The sequence below is a fragment of the Alsobacter ponti genome, from assembly GCF_024294805.1.
GTDB lineage: Bacteria > Pseudomonadota > Alphaproteobacteria > Rhizobiales > Beijerinckiaceae > Alsobacter > Alsobacter ponti.
In genome coordinates, this window is record NZ_JANCLU010000029.1 from 20,907 (window position 1) to 40,183 (window position 19,277).

Annotated in this window: 18 protein-coding genes; 10 read left to right on the top strand and 8 right to left on the bottom strand. The window is 72.1% G+C overall.

Features of this window, described 5'->3' with window-relative positions; translation table 11 throughout:
* Positions 1 to 252 precede the first annotated feature (252 nt).
* The 3 genes from cysG (at position 253) to NK718_RS20340 (ending at position 3,318) form a co-directional block, all read left to right on the top strand.
* A complete protein-coding gene (gene cysG / locus NK718_RS20330; RefSeq protein WP_254746137.1) occupies positions 253 to 1,740 on the top strand; it encodes a siroheme synthase CysG in 1,488 nt (495 codons plus the stop codon).
* Between the two features lie 85 nt (positions 1,741 to 1,825).
* Complete coding sequence (locus NK718_RS20335; protein ID WP_254746139.1) at positions 1,826 to 2,761, top strand: Gfo/Idh/MocA family protein; 936 nt, start codon at positions 1,826 to 1,828, stop codon at positions 2,759 to 2,761.
* Positions 2,758 to 3,318 (top strand): DNA-3-methyladenine glycosylase, encoded by a 561-nt coding sequence (locus NK718_RS20340; protein WP_254746196.1) that lies wholly within the window; start codon positions 2,758 to 2,760, stop codon positions 3,316 to 3,318. The genes NK718_RS20335 and NK718_RS20340 overlap by 4 nt, the downstream gene beginning before the upstream one ends.
* On the opposite strand, the gene NK718_RS20345 is transcribed toward NK718_RS20340, so the two are convergent.
* Both NK718_RS20345 and msrB read right to left on the bottom strand, forming a co-directional pair.
* Positions 3,319 to 4,080 (bottom strand): hypothetical protein, encoded by a 762-nt coding sequence (locus NK718_RS20345; RefSeq protein ID WP_254746141.1) that lies wholly within the window; start codon positions 4,078 to 4,080, stop codon positions 3,319 to 3,321.
* A 72-nt stretch (positions 4,081 to 4,152) separates the two neighbouring features.
* Positions 4,153 to 4,587 (bottom strand): peptide-methionine (R)-S-oxide reductase MsrB, encoded by a 435-nt coding sequence (gene msrB, locus NK718_RS20350; RefSeq protein WP_254746143.1) that lies wholly within the window; start codon positions 4,585 to 4,587, stop codon positions 4,153 to 4,155.
* Between the two features lie 142 nt (positions 4,588 to 4,729).
* On the opposite strand from msrB, the gene NK718_RS20355 reads away from it, so the two are divergent.
* Positions 4,730 to 5,140 carry a DUF1236 domain-containing protein gene (locus NK718_RS20355; protein ID WP_254746145.1) on the top strand — a complete coding sequence of 137 codons (411 nt, stop codon included), beginning with the start codon at positions 4,730 to 4,732 and terminating at the stop codon, positions 5,138 to 5,140.
* 339 nt (positions 5,141 to 5,479) lie between these two features.
* Here NK718_RS20355 and NK718_RS20360 read toward each other — a convergent pair whose 3' ends face one another.
* Entirely contained in the window at positions 5,480 to 5,659 is a 180-nt protein-coding gene (locus tag NK718_RS20360) for a hypothetical protein (protein ID WP_254746147.1), read from the bottom strand.
* Between the two features lie 195 nt (positions 5,660 to 5,854).
* On the opposite strand from NK718_RS20360, the gene NK718_RS20365 reads away from it, so the two are divergent.
* A complete protein-coding gene (locus NK718_RS20365; RefSeq protein ID WP_254746149.1) occupies positions 5,855 to 7,552 on the top strand; it encodes a cation:proton antiporter domain-containing protein in 1,698 nt (565 codons plus the stop codon).
* 109 nt (positions 7,553 to 7,661) lie between these two features.
* Positions 7,662 to 8,735: a cysteine synthase A gene (gene cysK / locus NK718_RS20370; RefSeq protein ID WP_254746151.1), complete on the top strand. Its 1,074-nt coding sequence runs from the start codon at positions 7,662 to 7,664 to the stop codon at positions 8,733 to 8,735.
* Positions 8,736 to 8,806: 71 nt separating this feature from the next.
* On the opposite strand, the gene NK718_RS20375 is transcribed toward cysK, so the two are convergent.
* Positions 8,807 to 12,112, bottom strand: coding sequence for an AAA family ATPase (locus tag NK718_RS20375; RefSeq protein WP_254746153.1), 3,306 nt, complete (start codon positions 12,110 to 12,112; stop codon positions 8,807 to 8,809).
* A 151-nt stretch (positions 12,113 to 12,263) separates the two neighbouring features.
* Positions 12,264 to 12,551, bottom strand: a complete 288-nt coding sequence (locus tag NK718_RS20380) for a GYD domain-containing protein (protein WP_254746155.1) — start codon at positions 12,549 to 12,551, stop codon at positions 12,264 to 12,266.
* Between the two features lie 383 nt (positions 12,552 to 12,934).
* Between NK718_RS20380 and NK718_RS20385 the strand changes: the two genes are divergently transcribed.
* Positions 12,935 to 13,180, top strand: a complete 246-nt coding sequence (locus NK718_RS20385) for a hypothetical protein (RefSeq protein WP_254746157.1) — start codon at positions 12,935 to 12,937, stop codon at positions 13,178 to 13,180.
* Between the two features lie 35 nt (positions 13,181 to 13,215).
* Positions 13,216 to 14,001, top strand: coding sequence for an ADYC domain-containing protein (locus tag NK718_RS20390; RefSeq protein ID WP_254746159.1), 786 nt, complete (start codon positions 13,216 to 13,218; stop codon positions 13,999 to 14,001).
* A 213-nt stretch (positions 14,002 to 14,214) separates the two neighbouring features.
* On the opposite strand, the gene NK718_RS20395 is transcribed toward NK718_RS20390, so the two are convergent.
* Positions 14,215 to 14,484, bottom strand: coding sequence for a hypothetical protein (locus NK718_RS20395; protein WP_254746162.1), 270 nt, complete (start codon positions 14,482 to 14,484; stop codon positions 14,215 to 14,217).
* Positions 14,485 to 14,792: 308 nt separating this feature from the next.
* On the opposite strand from NK718_RS20395, the gene NK718_RS20400 reads away from it, so the two are divergent.
* Positions 14,793 to 16,040, top strand: a complete 1,248-nt coding sequence (locus NK718_RS20400; RefSeq protein ID WP_254746164.1) for an SAM-dependent methyltransferase — start codon at positions 14,793 to 14,795, stop codon at positions 16,038 to 16,040.
* Positions 16,041 to 16,631: 591 nt separating this feature from the next.
* Here the strand turns inward: NK718_RS20400 and NK718_RS20405 are convergent.
* Positions 16,632 to 16,943: a hypothetical protein gene (locus NK718_RS20405; protein ID WP_254746166.1), complete on the bottom strand. Its 312-nt coding sequence runs from the start codon at positions 16,941 to 16,943 to the stop codon at positions 16,632 to 16,634.
* Between the two features lie 563 nt (positions 16,944 to 17,506).
* On the opposite strand from NK718_RS20405, the gene NK718_RS20410 reads away from it, so the two are divergent.
* The gene (locus NK718_RS20410; RefSeq protein WP_254746168.1) at positions 17,507 to 18,403 is read left to right on the top strand and encodes an EamA family transporter; all 897 of its coding nucleotides are present in this window, start codon (positions 17,507 to 17,509) and stop codon (positions 18,401 to 18,403) included.
* Between the two features lie 15 nt (positions 18,404 to 18,418).
* Here the strand turns inward: NK718_RS20410 and NK718_RS20415 are convergent, their stop codons facing one another.
* Positions 18,419 to 19,138 (bottom strand): trypsin-like serine peptidase, encoded by a 720-nt coding sequence (locus tag NK718_RS20415; protein WP_254746170.1) that lies wholly within the window; start codon positions 19,136 to 19,138, stop codon positions 18,419 to 18,421.
* Between the last annotated feature and the right edge of the window lie 139 nt (positions 19,139 to 19,277).

Here is a 19,277-nt window from a genome sequence, read left to right on the forward strand (position 1 = left end):
ATCGAAGCGGCTTTGGCCTTCTTCACGGGCCCGTACCTCTCTGAAGTGACGTTGTTCAACTCTGGATTGAGCAAGGCGGTTCCTGTCTGACCCGACGGGGGCGACGCCGTTGCACGCCTTGGACATCCCGCTTCGGGCGGGCTTCGCGAGGTCCGGCCTTCCGCAAGCGCGCGAATTGCGGTAGCGACGGCCTGAGGCTGGGCCTGACGGACGCCGCTCCGCCGGGCTCGCGCAAAGGTGGTAGCATTCGGCATGTCCAGAGCTCATCCCCCGTCGGAAGCGCGACAACCCTCGACCGATCGGCCGGCGCGCATCGAGGCGCTGGCCACGCTGCCGCTGTTCCACAAGGTGGCGGGCCGGCGCGTCGTGCTGGCGGGCGCGAGCGAGGGCGTCGCCTGGAAGGCCGAGTTGCTGGCCGCCGCCGGGGCCGAGGTCGAGCTTTACGCCCCACGCGGCGTGGCGGCGCTGGACGCGATGGTCGACGGACGCGGGGAAGGGGAGCCGGGCGGCATCCGCTTCGTCGCGGACCGCTGGACGCCGGCGGCGCTGAACGGCGCGGCGCTGGCCATCGCCGATCTCGAGACGGACGCCGAGGCGGAGGCGTTCGCCCGGGCCGCCCGGGCGGCCGGCGCGCCGGTCAACATCGTGGACAAGCCACGCTTCTGCGACTTCCAGTTCGGGTCCGTCGTCAACCGCTCGCCGCTCGTCATCGCCATTTCGACGGACGGGGCGGCTCCGGTCTTCGGGCAGGCGGTACGCGCCCGCATCGAGGCCATGATCCCGCTCGGGTTCCGGCGCTGGGCCGAGGCCGCCAAGGCGTGGCGGCCGCTGATCGCCGCGCTGGAGCTGCCGTTCCGGTCCCGGCGGGCCTTCTGGGAACGCTTCACCGCCACCGCGCTCGCCGCGCCGGACCGAGTGCCGGGCGAGGCCGACCGCGGCCGCCTGCTCGCCCTCGCCGAACGGCTCTCCGCCTCGCCGCCCTTGGGCTCGGTCGCCTTCGTCGGGGCGGGGCCGGGGGATCCCGAGCTGGTGACGATGAAGGCGGTGCGGCTGCTGCAGTCGGCCGACGTCGTGCTCTACGACGACCTCGTTTCGCCGGAAATCCTCGAACTGTCGCGCCGCGAGGCGGAGCGTATCGCCGTCGGCAAGCGCGGCTACCGCCTCTCGTGCAGGCAGGGCGACATCACCAGCCTGATCGTCGAGCTGGCGTCCCAGGGCAAGCGCGTGGTCCGGCTCAAGGGGGGCGACCCGGGCATTTTCGGCCGCCTCGCGGAAGAGTTGGCCGAGGTGCGCGCGGCCGGGATTCCGTTCGAAGTGGCGCCCGGCATCACGGCGGCGAGCGGCGCGGCGGCCAGCCTCGGAATGTCGCTCACGCATCGCGGCGAGGCGCGCCGGGTGCAGTACATCACCGCGCACGCGCGCGACGGCAGCCTGCCGAGCGATCTCAACTGGGCTGCGCTGGCCGACCCGCTCGCCACCACCGTGGTCTATATGGGCGTCCACATGGCGCAGCCGCTGCTGGGGCGCTTGCTCGAGGCCGGCCTGCCGGCGGAAACGCCTGTCGCGCTCGTCGAATCCGCCACGCGGGCCGAGGAGCGGGTCGTCCGGGGCGTCGCCTCCAGCCTGCCCGCGCTCGTGGCTGAACTGGCGCCGCGCGGGCCGTGCCTGATGGTCATCGGCGCGGTCGCGGCGCACGCCGACCCGCGCGAGCGGGCCGAACGGCTCGGGCCGGACGTCTGAGACGCGAACCGGCCGGCGCGTCGCCCGTTGAGGCGGCGGGGCGGCTGGACAGAGGGCCGGGCTTTCGCCGGCCACGGAGGACGGGATGAGCGCCTATCGGATCGGCATTGTCGGGCTCGGCAAGATCGCGCAGGACCAGCACGTGCCGGTGATCGCGGCCGACCCGGATTTCGACCTCGTCGCCGTGGCGAGCCAGCGCGCCATGCGCGCGCCGGGCGTGTCGCGCGCCTTCACGGACTGGCGCGACCTGCTGGCGGACCCCGACGTGGACGCCGTCGCCATCTGCACGCCGCCCGGCGTCCGCCACCAGATCGCCAGCGCCGCCCTCGACGCCGGCAAGCACGTGCTGCTCGAGAAGCCGCCGGCGGCGACGCTGAGCGAACTCGTCGACCTGGAGCGCCGCGCCGCCGAGGCCGGGCGCGTCGTCTTCACCACCTGGCATTCGCAGTACAATCGCGGCGTCGAGGAAGCCCGCCTACGCCTCGCCGGGCAGCGCCTGCGCGCGCTGCAGGTGACGTGGAAGGAGGACGTGAGGCGCTGGCACCCGGGGCAGGCGTGGATCTGGGAGGCCGGCGGCTTCGGCGTGTTCGACCCCGGCATCAACGCGCTGTCCATCGTCACCCGCATCGCGCCGGAGCCGATCTTCGTGCGCTCCGCGACGCTGGAGACGCCCGAGAACGCGCAGGCGCCCATCGCCGCGACGCTGGAGCTGGCGGCCGGCCGGGCCGGCGAACGCCTTGGCGCGGTGTTCGACTGGCGGCAGACCGGCCCGCAGACCTGGGACATCGACATCGAGACGGAGGCCGGCGCGAAGCTGGCGCTGCGCCACGGCGGCAGCCGACTGGAGGTCGACGGGACCGTCGTCGTCGACGAGCCGGCCCACGAATACGAGGGCATCTACCGCCGCTTCGCCGAGCTGCTGCGCGACGGAAGCTCGCAGGTCGACGCCGCGCCGCTGCGGCTGGTGGCGGACGCGTTCATGGTCGCCCGCCGCACCGCGACGGAGCGCTTCGACCCCTGACGCCGGCCGCGACCTTCTATCTCCAGGACGCCGAGACGGTGGCGCGCGCGCTGGTCGGCGCGACGCTGCTCGTCGACGGCGTGGGCGGCCTCGTCGTCGAGACCGAGGCCTATGACCACGAGGACCCCGCCTCGCACAGTTTCGGGGGACGCACCGCGCGCAACGCCTCGATGTTCCGCGCCGGCGGCTGCGCCTATGTCTATCGCTCCTACGGCATCCACTGGTGCCTGAACGTGGTGTGCGGTCCGGCCGGGGAGGGCAGCGCCGTGCTGCTGCGGGCGCTGGAGCCGACGCACGGGCTCGACCGGATGCGGGCGCGGCGCGGGATCGACGAGGCGCGCCTGCTCTGCTCCGGGCCGGGCCGCCTGTGCCAGGCGCTTGGCGTCGACGCGTCGCAGGACGGGCTGCCGCTCGACGCGCCGCCCTTCGCGCTGATCCTCCCCGAGCGGCCCGTCCCGCTGGCGACCGGGCCGCGCATCGGCATCAGCAAGGGCGTGGCGACGCCGTGGCGCTTCGGTCTCGCCGGCTCGCGCTTTCTCAGCCGGCCTTTCCGCTGACTATTTCTTCGCGGTGGTCGGCGCGCCGCCGCAATTGGTGCAGATGGAGCGCACCGCGCCCTTGTCCTGAGCCTCCTGAGCCTTCTGCACCTGAGAAGGTCGATCGACCGGGTTCAGCGCATGGTCCGGCTCGGCGGTGCGCGGCGCGGCCTCGCGGCCCGTTTTGGCGCGGCACTCGTCGACCGTCTGCTTGCGGAAATTGCCCGGCTTGGCCAGCACGTCGGCGCAGATGTCGGCCTGGCCGGCGGCCTTCCCCTGCCGCGCGCCGGACACGCCGCCCACGGTCGATCCTCCGCGCCCCGGCGAGACGATGGCGCCGGCCGACCCCGATTGAAGCGTGGTGTTGCCCGGAGGCGCGATGCTGCCGGGCGGCAGCGTCGGGTTGACGCCGCCGGGGCTGGGAACCGCTCCTCCCGCGTTGGAGCCGCCGGGCGTCGCCGCCGAGGTGGTCGGGTTGCCCGAGGTTCCGATGCTGGTCGCCGGGGCCGAGCCCTGCGCGCCGGTGCTGGCCGGCGGCAGGATGGTGCCGGGGGGCGACACGCTGCCCGCCGCAGGCCCGAGCGTGCTCGAGCCCGACGTGCCGGACGTCGAAGACGTGGACGTGGACGAGGACGACGAGCCGCCGCCTCCCGAACTGGATCCGCCGGACGAGCCTCCGCCGCCGCTGGATTGCGCCGCCAGCGGCGTCGCCGCCATCAGGCCGGCCAGGATGGTCGCCGCGAGCATGGCTTGTCGGCGATAGGCGCTTCGATGGGTCGCCATGGTGCGCACTCCTCGTGTTCCGGACGGGAGTAACGCCCTCCAAGATGCGAGGTTGCGGCGCGCCGGGCGAACCTACTCGCCTTTCGGCTCGAATTTCATGGCCGCGCCGTTCATGCAATAGCGCAGCCCGGTGGGGCGCGGGCCGTCCTCGAACACGTGGCCGAGATGGCCCCCGCAGCGGCTGCAATGCACCTCGGTGCGGGTCGCCCACAGCGACTTGTCGATCGAGGTGTCGACGGCGCCGGGCAGCGGCTCCCAGAAGCTCGGCCATCCGGTGCCGGACTCGTACTTCGTGTCGGAGGGGTAGAGAGGCTGGCCGCAGCCGGCGCACACGAAGGTTCCCGCGCGCTTTTCCTGGTTCAGCGGGCTTGTGCCGGCGCGCTCGGTGCCGTGCTCGCGCAGCACGCGGTACTGCTCGGGCGTCAGCGACCGCCGCCATTCCGCGTCGTCGCGCTCGACCGGGAAATGCTCCGAGCTTTGCTGCGTCTTCGACCCGAACAGCTTCATCGCCGCTCCTCCTTCGCCTGTCTTGGACCTCCTAGATGGCGCGTCGCCGCCCGCATGGCCAGAGCGCAGCGTTCACAAAACCGGAACCAGAGCGGCGCTTGCCGGTTGATGGTCCGACCGACACAAAGGAGAGGAGTTCATCATGAAGATCGTCACGGCCGCCCTTGCCGGCGCCATCGTTCTCGCCGCCCCGCTTGCGGCCCAGGCTCAGAATGGCGGCGTCGCCGCCGGCGCGACCACCGGCGCCGTGGGTGGCGCGGTCGTCGGCGGCCCTGTCGGGGCCGTGGTCGGCGGCGTCGGCGGCGCCATCGTGGGCGGCATCATCGGCGATGCGACCACGCCCAAGTTCCGCAGCTACGTCGTGGAGCAGCGCGTCCCGTCCTACACCTACGCTGACGAGGTGCATGTGGGCACGGCCCTGCCTGCCTCCGGCATCCAGTACTACGAAGTTCCCGCCGAGTACGGCGTGAAGAACTATCGCTACACGGTCGTGAACAACCGCACGGTGCTCGTCGACCCGACGACCCGCAAGGTGGTTCAGGTGATCGAGTAATCGCCAAGTAGTCGAGGTCCGGGCCCGCCGCGGCGGGCCCCAGAAACCGGCCAGGCCGGAGCGGCGAAACCGCTCCGGCCTCGTGTTTTTGTCACCCGACGAGTGGGCGCGAAACCGGCCGGAAACGTCCGACAATGAGAGTTCGAGTGAGCAAGCAACGAAATATTGACTGTTGCAAATTGCACACAATTTTACGAATCCGTAAGTCTACAAGCAACAGTGGCCAATTATCCAGTTGAATTATCTGCGACTCATGCCATGATTAGACCACGCCTCATCGGGCGTTTTCCTCCCTTCGACTTGGGCCACCGGCTTCCCGGTGGCCTTTTTCTGCGGCGGTCAGAAACTGCCGAGCGCCACCGTGAGGCGCTGGAAGGGCTGGGCGACGACGCCCGGAGCGGACGCGGCCAGCAGCGAAAACAGAAGCATCGTCATGACGAGGATGGCGAGTTGCTCGAACGGTGCGGTCTCGCGGCGGTCGTGATCCTTGCGGCGGATCCGTTGCGTGCAAGTCGTCATCCCAAGTCCCCCCGATTCCCTGTGTAAAGGCTGGCGTGAGCGTCAGCTTCTGCTAAGCACCTCGGGGGAAACCCGCCAGCCAACTCGGGAATCGTTCGGCAACGAATTGTCGCCCGATGTTTCGAAAGCGCGCCGCCGAGGCGGTGCGGTTCTTGCTTGCGACGGGTCGCCGAACGGGTAGGGGCTGACTGCGCGATGGATCATGGCGTTCCGCTGATTTCGACGATCGCGGTCAGCTTCGTCCTGGCGTTCTGCCTTGCGTTCCTGGCGCACAAGGCGCGCCTGCCGCCGCTCGTCGGCTATTTGCTCGCCGGGGTCGTGATCGGGCCGTTCACGCCGGGCTTCGTCGCCGACGCCGGGCTCGCGGGCCAGCTCGCCGAGGTCGGCGTCATCCTGCTGATGTTCGGCGTCGGCCTGCATTTCTCGCCGGCCGACCTGATCGCGGTGCGCGGCATCGCCATCCCCGGCGCGCTGGCGGTGATCGCCCTGGTCACGGCGGCCGGCGCGGCGCTCGGCGTGCTGTGGGGCTGGAGCCTGGCGGGGGCGGTCGTGTTCGGCCTCTGCCTCTCCGTGGCGAGCACGGTCGTGCTGCTGCGCGCGCTCGAAGAGCGCAACGCGCTGTCCACCACGGCCGGCCGCGTCGCCGTGGGCTGGCTGGTGGTGGAGGACATGGCCATGGTGCTGGTCCTCGTGCTGCTGCCGCCGGTAGCGGCTCTGGCGGGGCCGCAGGCCGGTCCCTCGTCCGGGCTCCCCTCGCTCCTCGTTCCGGTCGGAATGACGATGCTGAAGGTCGGCACCTTCGTGGCCATCGCTCTGATGATCGGGCCGCGCGTCGTGCCGTGGCTGCTCAAGCAGGTGGCGCGCACCGGCTCGCGGGAACTGTTCACCCTCTCCGTCCTGGCGCTCGCGCTCGGCCTTGCCTACGGCTCGGCGGAGCTGTTCGGCGTGTCCTTCGCGCTCGGCGCGTTCTTCGCGGGCGTCGTGCTCAGCGAATCCCGCTTCGGCCATCGCGCCGCGGCGGAGTCGATCCCGATGCAGGACGCGTTCGCGGTCCTGTTCTTCGTGTCGGTCGGCATGGTGTTCGATCCCGGCATTCTCGTCCGGCAGCCCTTGTCCGTCGCGGCGGTGCTGGCGCTCGTCGTGATCGGCAAGGCCGTGCTGGCGGCCGGGGTGACGCTGCTGCTCGGCTATCCGGTCTCGATCGCGCTGCCCATGGCGGCGGCGCTGTCGCGCATCGGCGAGTTCTCCTTCATCCTCGGCGCGCTCGGGATGCAGACGGGCGTCCTGCCCGGAGAGGCGAAGGACCTGGTCGTTGCGGCGGCGCTGCTGTCGATGACGCTCGGCCCGCTCGTCTTCGTCTGCATCGACCGGATCACCCCGCGCCTGCGCGCCTGGGCGCCGCTGCGCGGCCATGGCCAGCATCGGCTGTCCCAATTGCAGAGCGACCTCGACGACGTTCGCCGCTCGACCGAGGCGCGCGAGGCCGAGCGCAAGCTGGAGGTGCGCACCATCCTCGAGCTGTTCCCCGTGTTCGGCGACCTCGACCACCACGCCACGGAAGACCTGCTGCTGCTGTTCCACCCCGCCGTCGCGCAGCCGGGCGACCGCGTGCTGCGCAAGGGCGACCGGGCGACGGCGGCCTATTTCATCTCGTCCGGCTCGGTGCAAGTCTCCGCCGCCGGGCGCGAGATCGTGCTGGGTCCGGGCGATTTCTTCGGCGAGATGGCGCTGCTCAGCGGGGCGCGCCGCAACGCCAACGTTACCGCAATCGACTACTGCCAGTTCTTCACCGTGACCCGACGGGACTTCGTGAGCTTCCTGGCGCGCCATCCCTCGCTGCGCGAGCGCATCGACGACATCGTGGCGCAGCGCCGGGCCATGAACCGCGCCTGACAGCCGCCGCCAGGGGGCTTGACCCTGCGCGCGCCGATGGCACGCTGCGCGTTCCGGTTGCGATCCAGGCGAGCCCCCGCCCGCCGCGCGCCGGCACGGAGGCGTCACCATGTCTCAGGTCCGCACCACGTCCGGCCGCGGCCGGCTGTTCGACAGTGTTCTGGACACGGTTGGCGATACCCCCTGCATCCGTCTCAACAATCTCGGCCCGGACCACGTACGGATCTACGTCAAGGCGGAGGCGTTCAACCCCGGCGGATCGGTCAAGGACAGGCTCGCGCTCAACATCATCGAGGCGGCCGAGCGCAGTGGCGCGCTGAAGCCCGGGCAGACCGTGGTCGAGGCGACCAGCGGCAACACCGGTATCGGCCTGGCCATGGTCTGCGCGCAGAAGGGCTATCCGCTGGTCGTCACCATGGCGGACAGCTTTTCGATCGAGCGCCGCAAACTGATGCGCATGTTGGGGGCCAAGGTGGTGCTGACGCCGCGCGCGCTGAAGGGCGTCGGCATGTACCGCAAGGCGGCCGAACTCGCCGAGAAGCACGGCTGGTTCCTGGCGCGGCAGTTCGAGACCGAGGCGAACGCCGAGATCCACGAGGCCACCACGGCGCGCGAGATCCTCTCCGACTTCGCCGGCAAGCGGCTCGACTGGTTCATCAGCGGCTATGGCACCGGCGGCACCGTGACGGGCGTCGGCCGGGTGCTGCGCAAGGAGCGGCCCGAGACCAAGATCGTCCTCAGCGAGCCGGCCAACGCCCAGCTCGTCGGCAGCGGACAGCCGCAGCAGCGCGCGCCGGATGGGTCGCCCGCCTCGGGACACCCGGCCTTCGAGCCGCACCCGATCCAGGGCTGGACGCCCGATTTCATCCCGCTCGTCCTGCAGGAGGCGCTGGACAAGCGGCTCTACGACGAGCTGGTGCCGGTCTCGGGCCCCGAGGCGGTGCAGGGCGCGCGCCAGCTGGCGCGGAAGGAGGGCATTCTCACCGGCATCTCGGGCGGCGGAACCTTCGCCGTCACGCTGAAGATCGCCGAGAAGGCAGCGCCCGGCTCCGTTCTCCTGTGCATGCTGCCCGACACCGGCGAGCGGTACATGACGACCCCGTTGTTCGAGGGCATCGCCGAGGACATGGACGACGAAGAGTGGCGGATCGCGCGCTCGACGCCCGGCTACCTGCCCGGCTAGGGTTCGTCGTCATCGGGGTCTGCCCGACGCGGGAAAGGCAGCCGGCGCGGGTCCGCCCCGCTTCGGGGAGGTCATGAGGCTCTGGAGGCGACGGCCGGTGCGTCCGGCCCCTCCGCCGCCGCCAGCGCCGCCGCCAGCGAGGCCAGCAGGTCCGTCGTGGCGGCCTCCGGCCGTCCGCCCGCCGACGCGCCGCCGAGGCTCCGGCGTCCGCGCGCCCACCCAATGATGCTCGTCATCAGCGGCAGCGGTTCCTCGGCGACGTAGCGTTCCAGTTCGCCGGCGTGGCGCTCCATCTCGTCCCACTCGCCGTCGCGCACCGCGCGGATCATGGCGGCTCGGCGATACCAGAGGTGGTTGTGGCTGACGCAGCCGGCGGCGAGGATCGCCTCGGCTTCGTCCTGCGCCTCCCGCGCGGCGGCCGGGGTCGCGGTGAGTGCGAGCAGCCCGAGAACCATCGGGCCCGAGAAGCCGGGGCCGAACTCCCGCGTCAGTTTCCACGCCTCGCCCGCCATGCGGTTGGCCTCCCGGGCGTCGCCGCGCGCCAGCGCCACCTCGCCGGACTGCATGAGCAGGACCGACTCGTAGCGGCGCGTGGCGAGCGACCGGCACCGCTCCAGTGCGTCCTGCTGAAAGGGGTGGGCGTCGTCGTAGCGGCCCATCATGGTCATGACGAAGCCCACGGATTGCCGCGCGAACATCTGGGCGTGGGCGTCGCCGATCCTGTCGGCCAGGAAAATGCCTTCCCGCATCGGCTCGAGGGCGGGTTCCAGCCGGCCCTCGAACACCACGCAATGGCCGGTCATGATGAGATTGGGCACGACGAGGCGGGTCAGGCCCTCGCTTTCGCACAGGGCCACGCAATCGCGGAACCGGCGGCTCGCCGTCATCATGCGGCCCTGCATATAGGCGGCGTCGGCGAGCCCGCTGAGCGCGCGCGCCTGCCACTCGGGAGAGCCCGAGCGGGTGGCGTGGGCGAGCGCCCTGTCGTGCTCGGCGGTCGATTCCGCCGTCTGGCCGCGGGCGAAGTGCAGGCTCCCGGCGAGGTAGTGGGATTCCGCCAGCATCGCGTCGTCGCCGACCGCCTCCAGCGGGGCGGCCGCGCGCTCCAGCGCGGCGAAACCCTCGTCGACGCGGGCCAGCAGCCGGCACCCGGCCGCAACGCCGAGCAGCGCGCGGGCGCGCATCGTCTCGTCGGCGGCGAGCGCCAGAGCGTCCTCGGCCGCAGCCAGCGCCTCCGCGCCGCGTCCCGCCAGGAGATGCAATTCGGCGATGAGGCAGGCGAGCTCCGCCCCATCCTCGGCGGCGGCGGCGATCTCCCGGCCGCGCTCCGCCAGCGCCAGCGCCTCGTCGTGGCGGAACAGGGAGGCCTGGTCGCGCGCCGCGGCGAGATAGGCGCGCGCAGCCTCCGGCGCTTCGGCGCGGTCGAGATGCTGGGCGTGGAGCACCGGGTCGTCGGCGACGTGCGCGGCGGCGCGCCGGTGCAGCGTTTGGCGCGTGAGGGCGGTCAGCGACTCGTAGATTCCGTCCCGGATCAGCGCGTGCGTGAAGAGGAAATCGTCGCCGTCCGGCTTCAGGATGAGGTGGCGGACCAGCTCGTCGCACCGGTAGGAGGGCAGTTCGGCGACCGCGCGGACGCCCTCCAGCGTCACGTGCTGCCCCAGCACCGCAGCCGCCCGCGCGGCGGCGCGGTCGTTCAGCTCCAGCCGGTCGACGCGGGCCAGGATCAGGCTGTGCAGCGAGCCCGGCATCTGCCCCGTGCTGAGCTCGGTGGCGTTGCGCAGCAGGTGCTCGAGGAACAGCGGATTGCCGCCCGCCCGCTCGACGCAATGCTCGGCCAGCTCGGCGAGCACGCCCAGGCTGTGCGCGGCCAACGCGCGGGCGTCCTTCGCGCCCAGCGGGCCGATGTCCAGCGTGGTGATCGCGCTCGGGGCGGCGGAGGCGCGCCAGGCGGCGTCGAGCGGGTCGCCCTCGATCCGCGTCGTCAGCACGAGCAGCGCGCGCGTGCGGGGCAGCCCGGCGGCGAACAGCGCCAGCAGCCGCAGCGTCTCCTCGTCAGCCCAGTGCGCGTCCTCGATCAGGATCAGCGCGGGCTGGCTTCTGGTGCGCGCCTCGACGAGGCGGATCAGGGCGTCGGCCTTGCCGCGCAGGCGCGCCGTGGCCTTCATCGCCTCGTAGAGAGGCCGGTCCTCGTCACGCTGGGGCAGGTCCAGCAGATCGCGGACGAACGGAGCATCCTGCGCCGTGATCCCGCCCGGGTCCGGCGAAGCCGCGAGAACCGCTTCGGCGACGTCGGGTTCGACGGGTGCGGGCAGGCCGAGCAGGCTCGCCACGACCGACGCGACGGAGCCGCGACCGCGCGCGGTGCCGAAGTCGAGCGCCAGGCCGACATGGGGCGTCACCCCGCGCCGCGCGGCGTCGGCCAGCAGCTCGCGGGCGAGCCGGCTCTTGCCGATGCCGGCCTCGCCGCGAATGATGACGGCCCGCCCGCCGGCGCGGGAGGCGTCGAGCAGGGCCACGAGCTGGTGCAGCTCGGCCGCCCGCCCCACGAGCGCGCGGTCGGCTCCGGAGGCGAGCGCGCCGCCCGTCCCCGCCTCGTCGAGACGGTACACGGCGACGAGCCCCTCGAGCCCCTTGAGAGTCACGGGGGGCAGCTCCTCGAACCCGCACAGGCCCTCGCAGGCGGCGCGGATGTCGGCGGAGACCACGGTTCCGCCGGCCGGGGCGCGCTCCAGCAGCCGCGCCGCCAGGTTCACCGCGTCGCCGATCACCGTGTATTCGCTGTGCTGGGCGCTGCCGAGCCCGCTCGCCACGACCGTTCCGGTGGCGATGGCGCTGTGGGCCTGGACCTCGCGACCGAGTTCGCGCCCCAGCGCCGGCATGGCGCGCTGGATGTCGAGCGCTGCGAGCACGGCCCGGCGCGGGTCGTCCTCGTGCGCCACCGGCGCGCCGAACACCGCCATCACGGCGTCGCCGATATGCTTGTCGACGGTTCCCCCATAGCGCGCCACGATGGAGTCAACGACGGCGAAGAAGCGGGTGAGCACGGCGTGCGTCCCCTCCGGCCCGAGCAGGCGGGAGAGGGCGGTAAACCCGGTGAGATCGCAGAACAGCACCGTCACCGGGCGGCGGTCGCCCATCTCGGACGATCCGCCGGCGGGCGGGCGCGGCGCGGCGGGCGGGGGCTCCCGCGCCTCGCCGCCGCGCCGGCGGGCGATGGCGCTGAGCAGCTTGCGGCGATGACCGACGGAGGCGACGCCGATGGCCGCCAGATCCTGCTCGGTCAGCTCGGCGAGCACGCTCTCGTCGACATCGTTGGCCGCGAAGGCGTCGGCATACTGGCCGAGCCCGAGCGAGGAGAGCCATGCGGACACGTCCATGGGTTTTCCCCCGGCGTCCTGCGCAGGATAGCAGATTTCGCGTGGGGATTGCAGAACCCCGACACAGGCCGGGCGCGCCGCGGGCGGCGGTTCACTCTTCCGGGACGTGGAGCGGCCGCCGCGCTCTCGTGCGCGGCGGCGCGCGGCCGGACTACAGCGCGGCCATGATGCCCCGATAGTCGGCTTCCGCGAACGCCTTGATGCTGCGGGTGCGCACCGATCCGCCGGCGGCGAGTTTCAGCTGGAATTTCGCGTAGGCCTCGTCGCTCGGCGCGTCGACGATGCAGACCATGTCCATGTCGCCGAGGGTGAGGAAGGCCTGCTCGATCTTGATGCCGAGGCCGTGCGCCATGTCGCGGGCCTTGTCGAGCCGCTGCGGCGACTCCTTCGCGGCTTTCACGCCCTGGTCCGTCCAGCTGATCAGCGCGATGAATTTCATGACCGTCTCCTCCCAGGCTGCCGGCGGGGCCGGCTCCCTTCCGCCGGTCCGCGGCGGAATGCAGGTCCCTCGATCGCCAGGCTTTGGCGCGGGCGTTGTCGGCGCGCGGTGGAGGCGACTTGGCGGTCGGAGGCGAAACGACGGAGAACGCGCGGTCCCAGCGACCGGCGGCCGAAAACCTAACATAAGGCAAGTTTCGCCAGAAGCTGGCGGGAGTGCGCGGGCGCACGCGACCGGGGCGATGATTTTCATGCCTGGCCCGGCAAGCGGCGGGGTGCGGATTCGCACATCGTTCGCGTTTCGCTCCGTGTTTGGGGCGCGTAGCGTGTGGGATCGGCCGTTCTTGGCCGGTGCGTGTCCTCGTGCTTTGGGCAGGAGGTTCCATGAAGAAGAGCGTAGCGTTTGCGCTGGCGGCGGCGTCCGTCGCCAGCTTCGTCGCGGTCACGGTCGTGCCCGCCGACGCGCGGCTGGCCTCGAACCGGCTGGCCGCGAACCGGCTGGCCGCCAACCGGCTCGCCGCGAACCGGCTCGCCGCCAACGCGGCGACCGAGAAGGCCATGTTCGACACCCGGGCCGTCAGCCTCAGCAGGGTGACGCTGAAGGACGGAACGGTCGTCGACACGAAGTAGCCGGACAGGTGGTCTGGGCGCTTCGACGGTTCGCGTTGGCGCTCCTGAGCGCCGGCGTGGCGCTGTCCTTCGCCTCGGCGGGACAGCCGGACCGTCCGCGCGTCCAGGCCATCGGGTCCGACCTCACGCTGACCCTGCCGGACGGGCGCGTGCTGGGACCGGCCGACCTCGTCGGCGCGGTGCTCTCCATCGACGCCGACGGCGGCGGCGAGCAGGCGGTGCGGATCGACGCCGTCGAGGATGATCCGGACGACCCCGCCAAGGATATCCGCCTTTACAGCCTCTCGGTGCGCGATCCCGCGTCCGGGGCGTGGTCGCCCTTCTGCCTGCCGGGTCCGGACGGCGTCGCCAAGGCCTTTCCGCTGAGCGGGCGCTGGACGGCGGACGGACGGCACGTCCGCGACGAGGCGGCGTTCTCGCTGATCTGCACCGGGGGCGCCATCGGCAAGTGCGTGCGCTGGGGCTACAAGCCGTGGCGCGCCTCGGCCAAGGGGGCGGACCTCTGGGACGCCCACCAGGCCTGTGTGCGGATGGTGCGGGCCGACTATGCCGGGGACGGCGTCGGCCATACCCGCGACGACACGCCGATCGACCTGTTCGACCGCCTCGGGATCAACCTGCCGGCCGGCGATCCCGGCGGCCTGACCTTCGAGGCGGCGTGGGGTCCGGACGGGGCGGTGTGCGTGCGCAAGACCCGCTACCGGGAGTTGATGACGCTGGAGGCGCTGGAGCGCGCGGTCCCGGCGCTGCGGGGGCATACCGGGGAGGCCTGCCGGGAGGATGTGGCGGACCCGCGTGTGCTGGTGCTCAATCGATCATAATCGGGCGTTTATTGATGCGGCCCGCCCTTTTAAGGCGATTGAGCGTGCAGTTAAGCAACGCCACGAGAGAATTAAGCTCAAAACCGGCCGGGCTTCGGAACTCGGCGCGAATTTTTGCGAATCCGCGCTCTGACCGGGCGTCCTGGCCCTCCTGTCCCGCGACCGAACCGGGCGCGCCGAGCGCGATGGCCTGAGGACGGCGCGACCCAAACCTCAAAAAATATGCCCCAGCACTTTGGCGCCGGTATGGCTGGCGAAGCCGTACACGCCCATGCCGATGGCGACGACCACGAGGAACGCCGCGGCGACGGTGGCGGCGCGCTCGGCCGGCGGCTGCCAGGCCCAGGATTGCGCCAGGCGGCCCATCCAGGAGGGCAGGGCGATGGCGCCGCCGGCGTGCTCCACCTTGCGCGGGCGCGCGAAGACGGGTCGCGCGGGCGGAGTCATGACGGGGCCGGTGGCGGGGGAGCCGCGCCGCTTCATGGGACACTCCTCGAATTTCGTTGACGAAAGGCAGGTTAGCAGAGCGCCGGCGCCCGCGCGCGAAAGCCCTGTTTTAACGTTACGGCCGGCGGCGAAACTCCCGCCTTTCCGTTCACCATGAAGGTGCGGATACGCGCGGCGTGCGCGCGCGCCGGCCGTTTCCGCCGGGCGCTTCGCTCTCGCCATGCCCGCAGCGCATGAAACCCGTCGCTCATCTCTTGCGTTTTTTCGGCGTGCTGCGACGCTCACGGCCGGTTGCCGTCGCGGCCCGGTCCGCGATGGGCAACCGACAGGGGAGGGACGGACGCATGCGTCTCCTCGAGCTTCTCCTTCGCACCCGCATCACCAGTGGAACCTTGCGCGTCACGGACTGGAAGGGGCGCGTCGCCACGTTCGGCGACGGCGAACCCGTCGTCGCGGTGCGCATCCATGACAGTCGAACGCTGACCCGGCTGGTGCTGGACCCGCAGCTCGCGCTGGGCGAGGCCTTCATGGAGGGCTCGCTGACGATGGAGCAGGGCGACGTCTACGACCTGCTGGACCTGGTGCTCGCCAGCGCCGGTTGGAGTTACCCGGACTGGTCCTCGATCGTCGGCGCGCGCCTGCGCGGCCTCTTGCGTCGCGCGGCGCAGTTCAACCCGGCGGAGCGCGCCAGGCGCAACGTCGCCGCGCATTACGACCTCACCGAGGAGTTCTTCCGCCTCTTCCTCGACGAGGACATGCAGTATTCCTGCGCCTATTTCCTCAGCCCCGAGGACACGCTGGAGCAGGCGCAGCAGCAGAAGAAGCGGCACATCGCCGCCAAGCTGCTGCTGAAGCCGGGCCAGCGCGTGCTCGACATCGGCTCCGGCTGGGGCGGGCTGGCGCTGACGCTGAACGCCATGGCGGGCGTCGACGTCACCGGGCTCACCCTGTCGGAACGCCAGGCGGAGGTGGCGCGCGAGCGCGCGCGGGTGGCGGGGCGCGAGGACGAGGTGCGCTTCCTGCTGCAGGACTACCGCGCCGCCACCGGCTCCTACGACCGCATCGTCTCCGTCGGCATGTTCGAGCATGTCGGCGTCAATCACTACGGGACTTACTTTCGCGCGGTGCGCGACCTCCTGAAGGAGGACGGCGTGGCGGTGGTCCACGCCATCGGGCGCGCCGACGGTCCCGGCAGCACCAATCCGTGGATCGCCCGCTACATCTTCCCGGGCGGCTACTCGCCTGCGCTCTCCGAGGTGGTCCCGTGGATCGAGCGGGCGGGCCTCCACATCACGGACATCGAGATCCTGCGCCTGCATTACGCCGAAACGCTGCGCCAATGGCGGCGGCGTTTCCTCGCCAGGCGCGACGTGGCGGCGAAGCTCTACGACGAGCGCTTCTGCCGGATGTGGGAGTTCTATCTGGCGGCCTGCGAGGCGACGTTCCGCCATGCCGGTCACATGGTGTTCCAGATCCAGATGGCGCGCCGGATCGACGCCGTGCCGCTGACCCGCGACTATATCGGCGAAGCCGAAAAGCGCCTCGCCGGGCCGCGCGCGCGAGCTTCAAAGTCCGTGCCGAAATACGCCTGATCGCCCCGGAATCCGGGACGGAACAGGGCCGCGTTCGCGACTTCAGTTGGAATCAATGCAAATTCCGACCACTTCCGCCCGTTGTTCGGCTTGACGTTGAGTGAAGCTCAACCGTTGAGGGGACGATCGGCTGGGCGTTGAGCTTGTTAAAGGCCTTTTCAGTAAGGACGCGCTTCGCGCGAACTGATTGCGCTGGGCCCCGGGCTCGGTTCCGCTTCCGCTGCACCGACCCGGGGACGGGCGGGCCGGAGGCCCGCAACCCCAAAGGGCGGACGCGTGTCCGCCCGTTCCCGGAACCCCAAAGGGCGGACGTCAGTCCGCCCGTTCCCGGAACCCCGGAGCGATAGCGGAGGGGTGTCCGGGATCCAGCGCATGGATGCTGCCGCGAAGCGGCGCTTTCTAAGCCTTTTTAGTAAGGACGCGCTGGCGCGCGAACAGATTGCGCTGGGCCCCGGGCTCGGTTCCGCTTCCGCTGCACCGACCCGGGGACGGGCGGGCCGGAGGCCCGCAACCGCAAAGGGCGGACGCGTGTCCGCCCGTTCCCGGGCCCTCCGCCATGCTGCGGGGTTCCGGGACCGGGGACGACCGCGCTCAGGGGCGGCGGCGGACGCAGAGATAGGCGTGCTCGGCGGTGGAGCGGACGAAGACGAACGGCGCCTTCATCGCGATGCGCGAGCGGCCTCCGTCGGGGAACACGACGTCGTAGACCCGCGCGCTCAGGCGGCGGGCCGAACCCGCCGGCGTCGCACCCGCGCCGTCGGCCAGCGGGCCGCCGTCCTCGGCGTAGCGCTCCGGCCACCAGTCGCCGACGACCTCGTTGTCGACGAGCTGCGCGCAGGACCACGCGCCGGCGAAGGGAGCGCGCTCGGCCGCCCAAGCGGCGCGCGCCGGTCCCAGCGTCACGGCGGCGAGCGCGGAGGCGATGAGGACGCGAGCGGGGGAGGGACGGCCGGCGCGGGGCGGACCCGGGCGCTGCGATACGAGCGGGGGACCGGCGGCTGCCTCGAGGCCGTGACCGACGAAACCAAAACCGGCGAGCCCGGCATCTTCGGGGGAATGACGACGCATCCCGGACGGCGCAGGCGGGTGCGCGCGTCCGCTGTCGGCTGGACCTGCATGTCCTGGCCAGATCCGGGATGCGGGACGTGAAGTCCGCTCCCCCGCGTCCGTCATACTGTCCGGGGGATGTGCGGTTTGTGCTGCGGCGGTGGCTCCATCGAGACCTCCGGCGTTTGCGCCGCCCGTGATCGGCGACCAAAGGAAGGGTCCGCCCAAGCGCCCGGGGAGTCAAGCGCCAGCTCCGCCAGTTCGGCGTCGCAGCCGGCGTGCCGGGGCGCACGGGCGGCGCGCTGATCGGCCCACGTTGGAACGGCCTGCCCGCCGGCCCCCGCGGAACGGGTTTGCGCGCGGGGGGATCGCGCCCGGGGTCGAATCCGTGGCATGACGGGGCTCCCGGAGACTCCCCCATGCCCGCCGCTCTGCCCCTGACCCACGCCCTCATCGGCCTCGCCGTCGTCGCGGTGTGGGGCACCAACTTCGTGGTCATCCGCGCCGGGCTCAACCATCTGCCGCCGCTCGCCTTCGCGGCGCTGCGCTTCTTCTTCGCCGCCGTGCCGGCGCTGCTGTTCGTGCGCCGCCCGCCCGTGCCGTGGTCGCAGCTCGCGCTTTACGGGCTGCTGATCGGCGCGGGACAGTTCGGGCTGCTGTTCATCGCCATGAGCGGCATGATCTCGCCGGGCCTGGCCTCGCTGGTGGTGCAGGTGCAGGTGTTTTTCACTATCGGCGCGGCGATGGTCCTCGCCGGCGAGACGGTGCGTCCCTTCCAGGTGCTCGGCCTGCTGCTCGCCTGCGCCGGCATCGCCATCATCGCCGCCCATGTCGACGCCACGACGACGCCGCTCGGCCTCGTTCTGGTGGTGCTCGCCGCCGCGTGCTGGGCGGCCGGCAACATGGTCGCCCGCCGGGCCGGGCGCGTGAACATGGTCGCCTACGTGGTGTGGTCGAGCGTGTTCGCCGCGCCGGCGCTGGCGGCGCTGGCGCTGGTCTTCGAGGGCTGGGACGCGATCTCGACCGGCGTCCGCGAGGCGGGGCCCGGCACCTGGGCGGCGGTGCTGTGGCAGTCGGTCGGCAACAGCCTGTTCGGCTACGCCGCCTGGGCGTGGCTGCTGGCCCGCCACCCCGCCGCCACCGTCACCCCGCTGGCGTTGCTCGTGCCGGTGTTCGGCCTCGGCGCGTCGGTGCTGCTGCTCGGCGAGCCGCTGCCGGGGTGGAAGATCGGCGCGGCGGCGCTCGTCATCGGCGGCCTCGCCGTCGGCATGCTGTGGCCGATGGCGGTGAAGGCGCTGCGGCGGCGCGCCGGCTGACGCCGCCGGCCGCTGTCAGCGGGGCTGGCTGGTCGGCCTTTCGGAAGGCGTCGAGGCGCGCCGCGACTCCGCCGCGACGGCGGCGGCGAACTGCCCGGCGTCGGTCGCCATCGCGGCGGGCGGCGCGCCCGGGCGGCCCGGGTCGGCGAGCACGGCTTCCGGAACGCGCGAGCCGATGCCGATCACGGCCGGGCCATCCGCGAGATCGGCGAAGATCGGCGCGCCGGAATAGCCGTGTCGGGTCAGGCAGCCGTAGCGGAAGGCGCCGCCGTCCGGGCCGGGGGCGACGGGGCAGGGGCGCGACACGCTGGGCAGGTACATCCGGTCCGCCCCGTAGCCGATCTGGCTGATCGCCCCCGCCCGCGACAGCTCGGCGAGGCGCTCCGGCGGCAGCGCCGCGACGGGCGCGGGCTTCAAGTCCAGCGCCTCGCGCAGCACCACCAGCGCCCAGTCGTTCGCCGCGCCGCGCGGAGTCCGGTCCCCGATGTCGAAGCCCGGCGCGATGACGAAGCGCGCGCCGACGCCGCGCGCGCCCGGCGCGCCCTGGCGCTGGCCGGGCAGGAAGTTGACGATGGCCGGGTTCACCGGCGCGCCGGCGAAGTACAGGCAGTGCGCCGCCGTCAGCACCACGTCCGGCGCGACCAGCGTGCCGGTGCACGAGATGCGGTGCGACGAGTTGGGCGCGATGCGCAGCGGGCCGATGGACGACGCCGGCCATTGCGCCGGATCGGCCATTTCGCCGACGTGGCGGAGGGCGGGGGCAGGCTCAGCCCGCGACGGCGCGGAGGCGAGGCCGGCGAGCGCGAGACACAGGAGTGCTGCCGCCGAACGGGCGGGAGGGGCGAAGCGCATCATCGGCGGCGATGGTAGAGGC

Coding starts and splice junctions, on each gene's coding strand:
- msrB (WP_254746143.1), bottom strand. CDS start 4,587: ATGAAGCTGTTCGGGTCGAAGACGCAGCAAAGCTCGGAGCATTTCCCG.
- cysG (WP_254746137.1), top strand. CDS start 253: ATGTCCAGAGCTCATCCCCCGTCGGAAGCGCGACAACCCTCGACCGAT.
- NK718_RS20355 (WP_254746145.1), top strand. CDS start 4,730: ATGAAGATCGTCACGGCCGCCCTTGCCGGCGCCATCGTTCTCGCCGCC.
- NK718_RS20380 (WP_254746155.1), bottom strand. CDS start 12,551: ATGAAATTCATCGCGCTGATCAGCTGGACGGACCAGGGCGTGAAAGCC.
- NK718_RS20410 (WP_254746168.1), top strand. CDS start 17,507: ATGCCCGCCGCTCTGCCCCTGACCCACGCCCTCATCGGCCTCGCCGTC.
- NK718_RS20360 (WP_254746147.1), bottom strand. CDS start 5,659: ATGACGACTTGCACGCAACGGATCCGCCGCAAGGATCACGACCGCCGC.
- NK718_RS20395 (WP_254746162.1), bottom strand. CDS start 14,484: ATGAAGCGGCGCGGCTCCCCCGCCACCGGCCCCGTCATGACTCCGCCC.
- NK718_RS20415 (WP_254746170.1), bottom strand. CDS start 19,138: ATGGCCGATCCGGCGCAATGGCCGGCGTCGTCCATCGGCCCGCTGCGC.
- NK718_RS20365 (WP_254746149.1), top strand. CDS start 5,855: ATGGATCATGGCGTTCCGCTGATTTCGACGATCGCGGTCAGCTTCGTC.
- NK718_RS20345 (WP_254746141.1), bottom strand. CDS start 4,080: ATGGCGACCCATCGAAGCGCCTATCGCCGACAAGCCATGCTCGCGGCG.
- NK718_RS20400 (WP_254746164.1), top strand. CDS start 14,793: ATGCGTCTCCTCGAGCTTCTCCTTCGCACCCGCATCACCAGTGGAACC.
- NK718_RS20335 (WP_254746139.1), top strand. CDS start 1,826: ATGAGCGCCTATCGGATCGGCATTGTCGGGCTCGGCAAGATCGCGCAG.
- cysK (WP_254746151.1), top strand. CDS start 7,662: ATGTCTCAGGTCCGCACCACGTCCGGCCGCGGCCGGCTGTTCGACAGT.
- NK718_RS20385 (WP_254746157.1), top strand. CDS start 12,935: ATGAAGAAGAGCGTAGCGTTTGCGCTGGCGGCGGCGTCCGTCGCCAGC.
- NK718_RS20375 (WP_254746153.1), bottom strand. CDS start 12,112: ATGGACGTGTCCGCATGGCTCTCCTCGCTCGGGCTCGGCCAGTATGCC.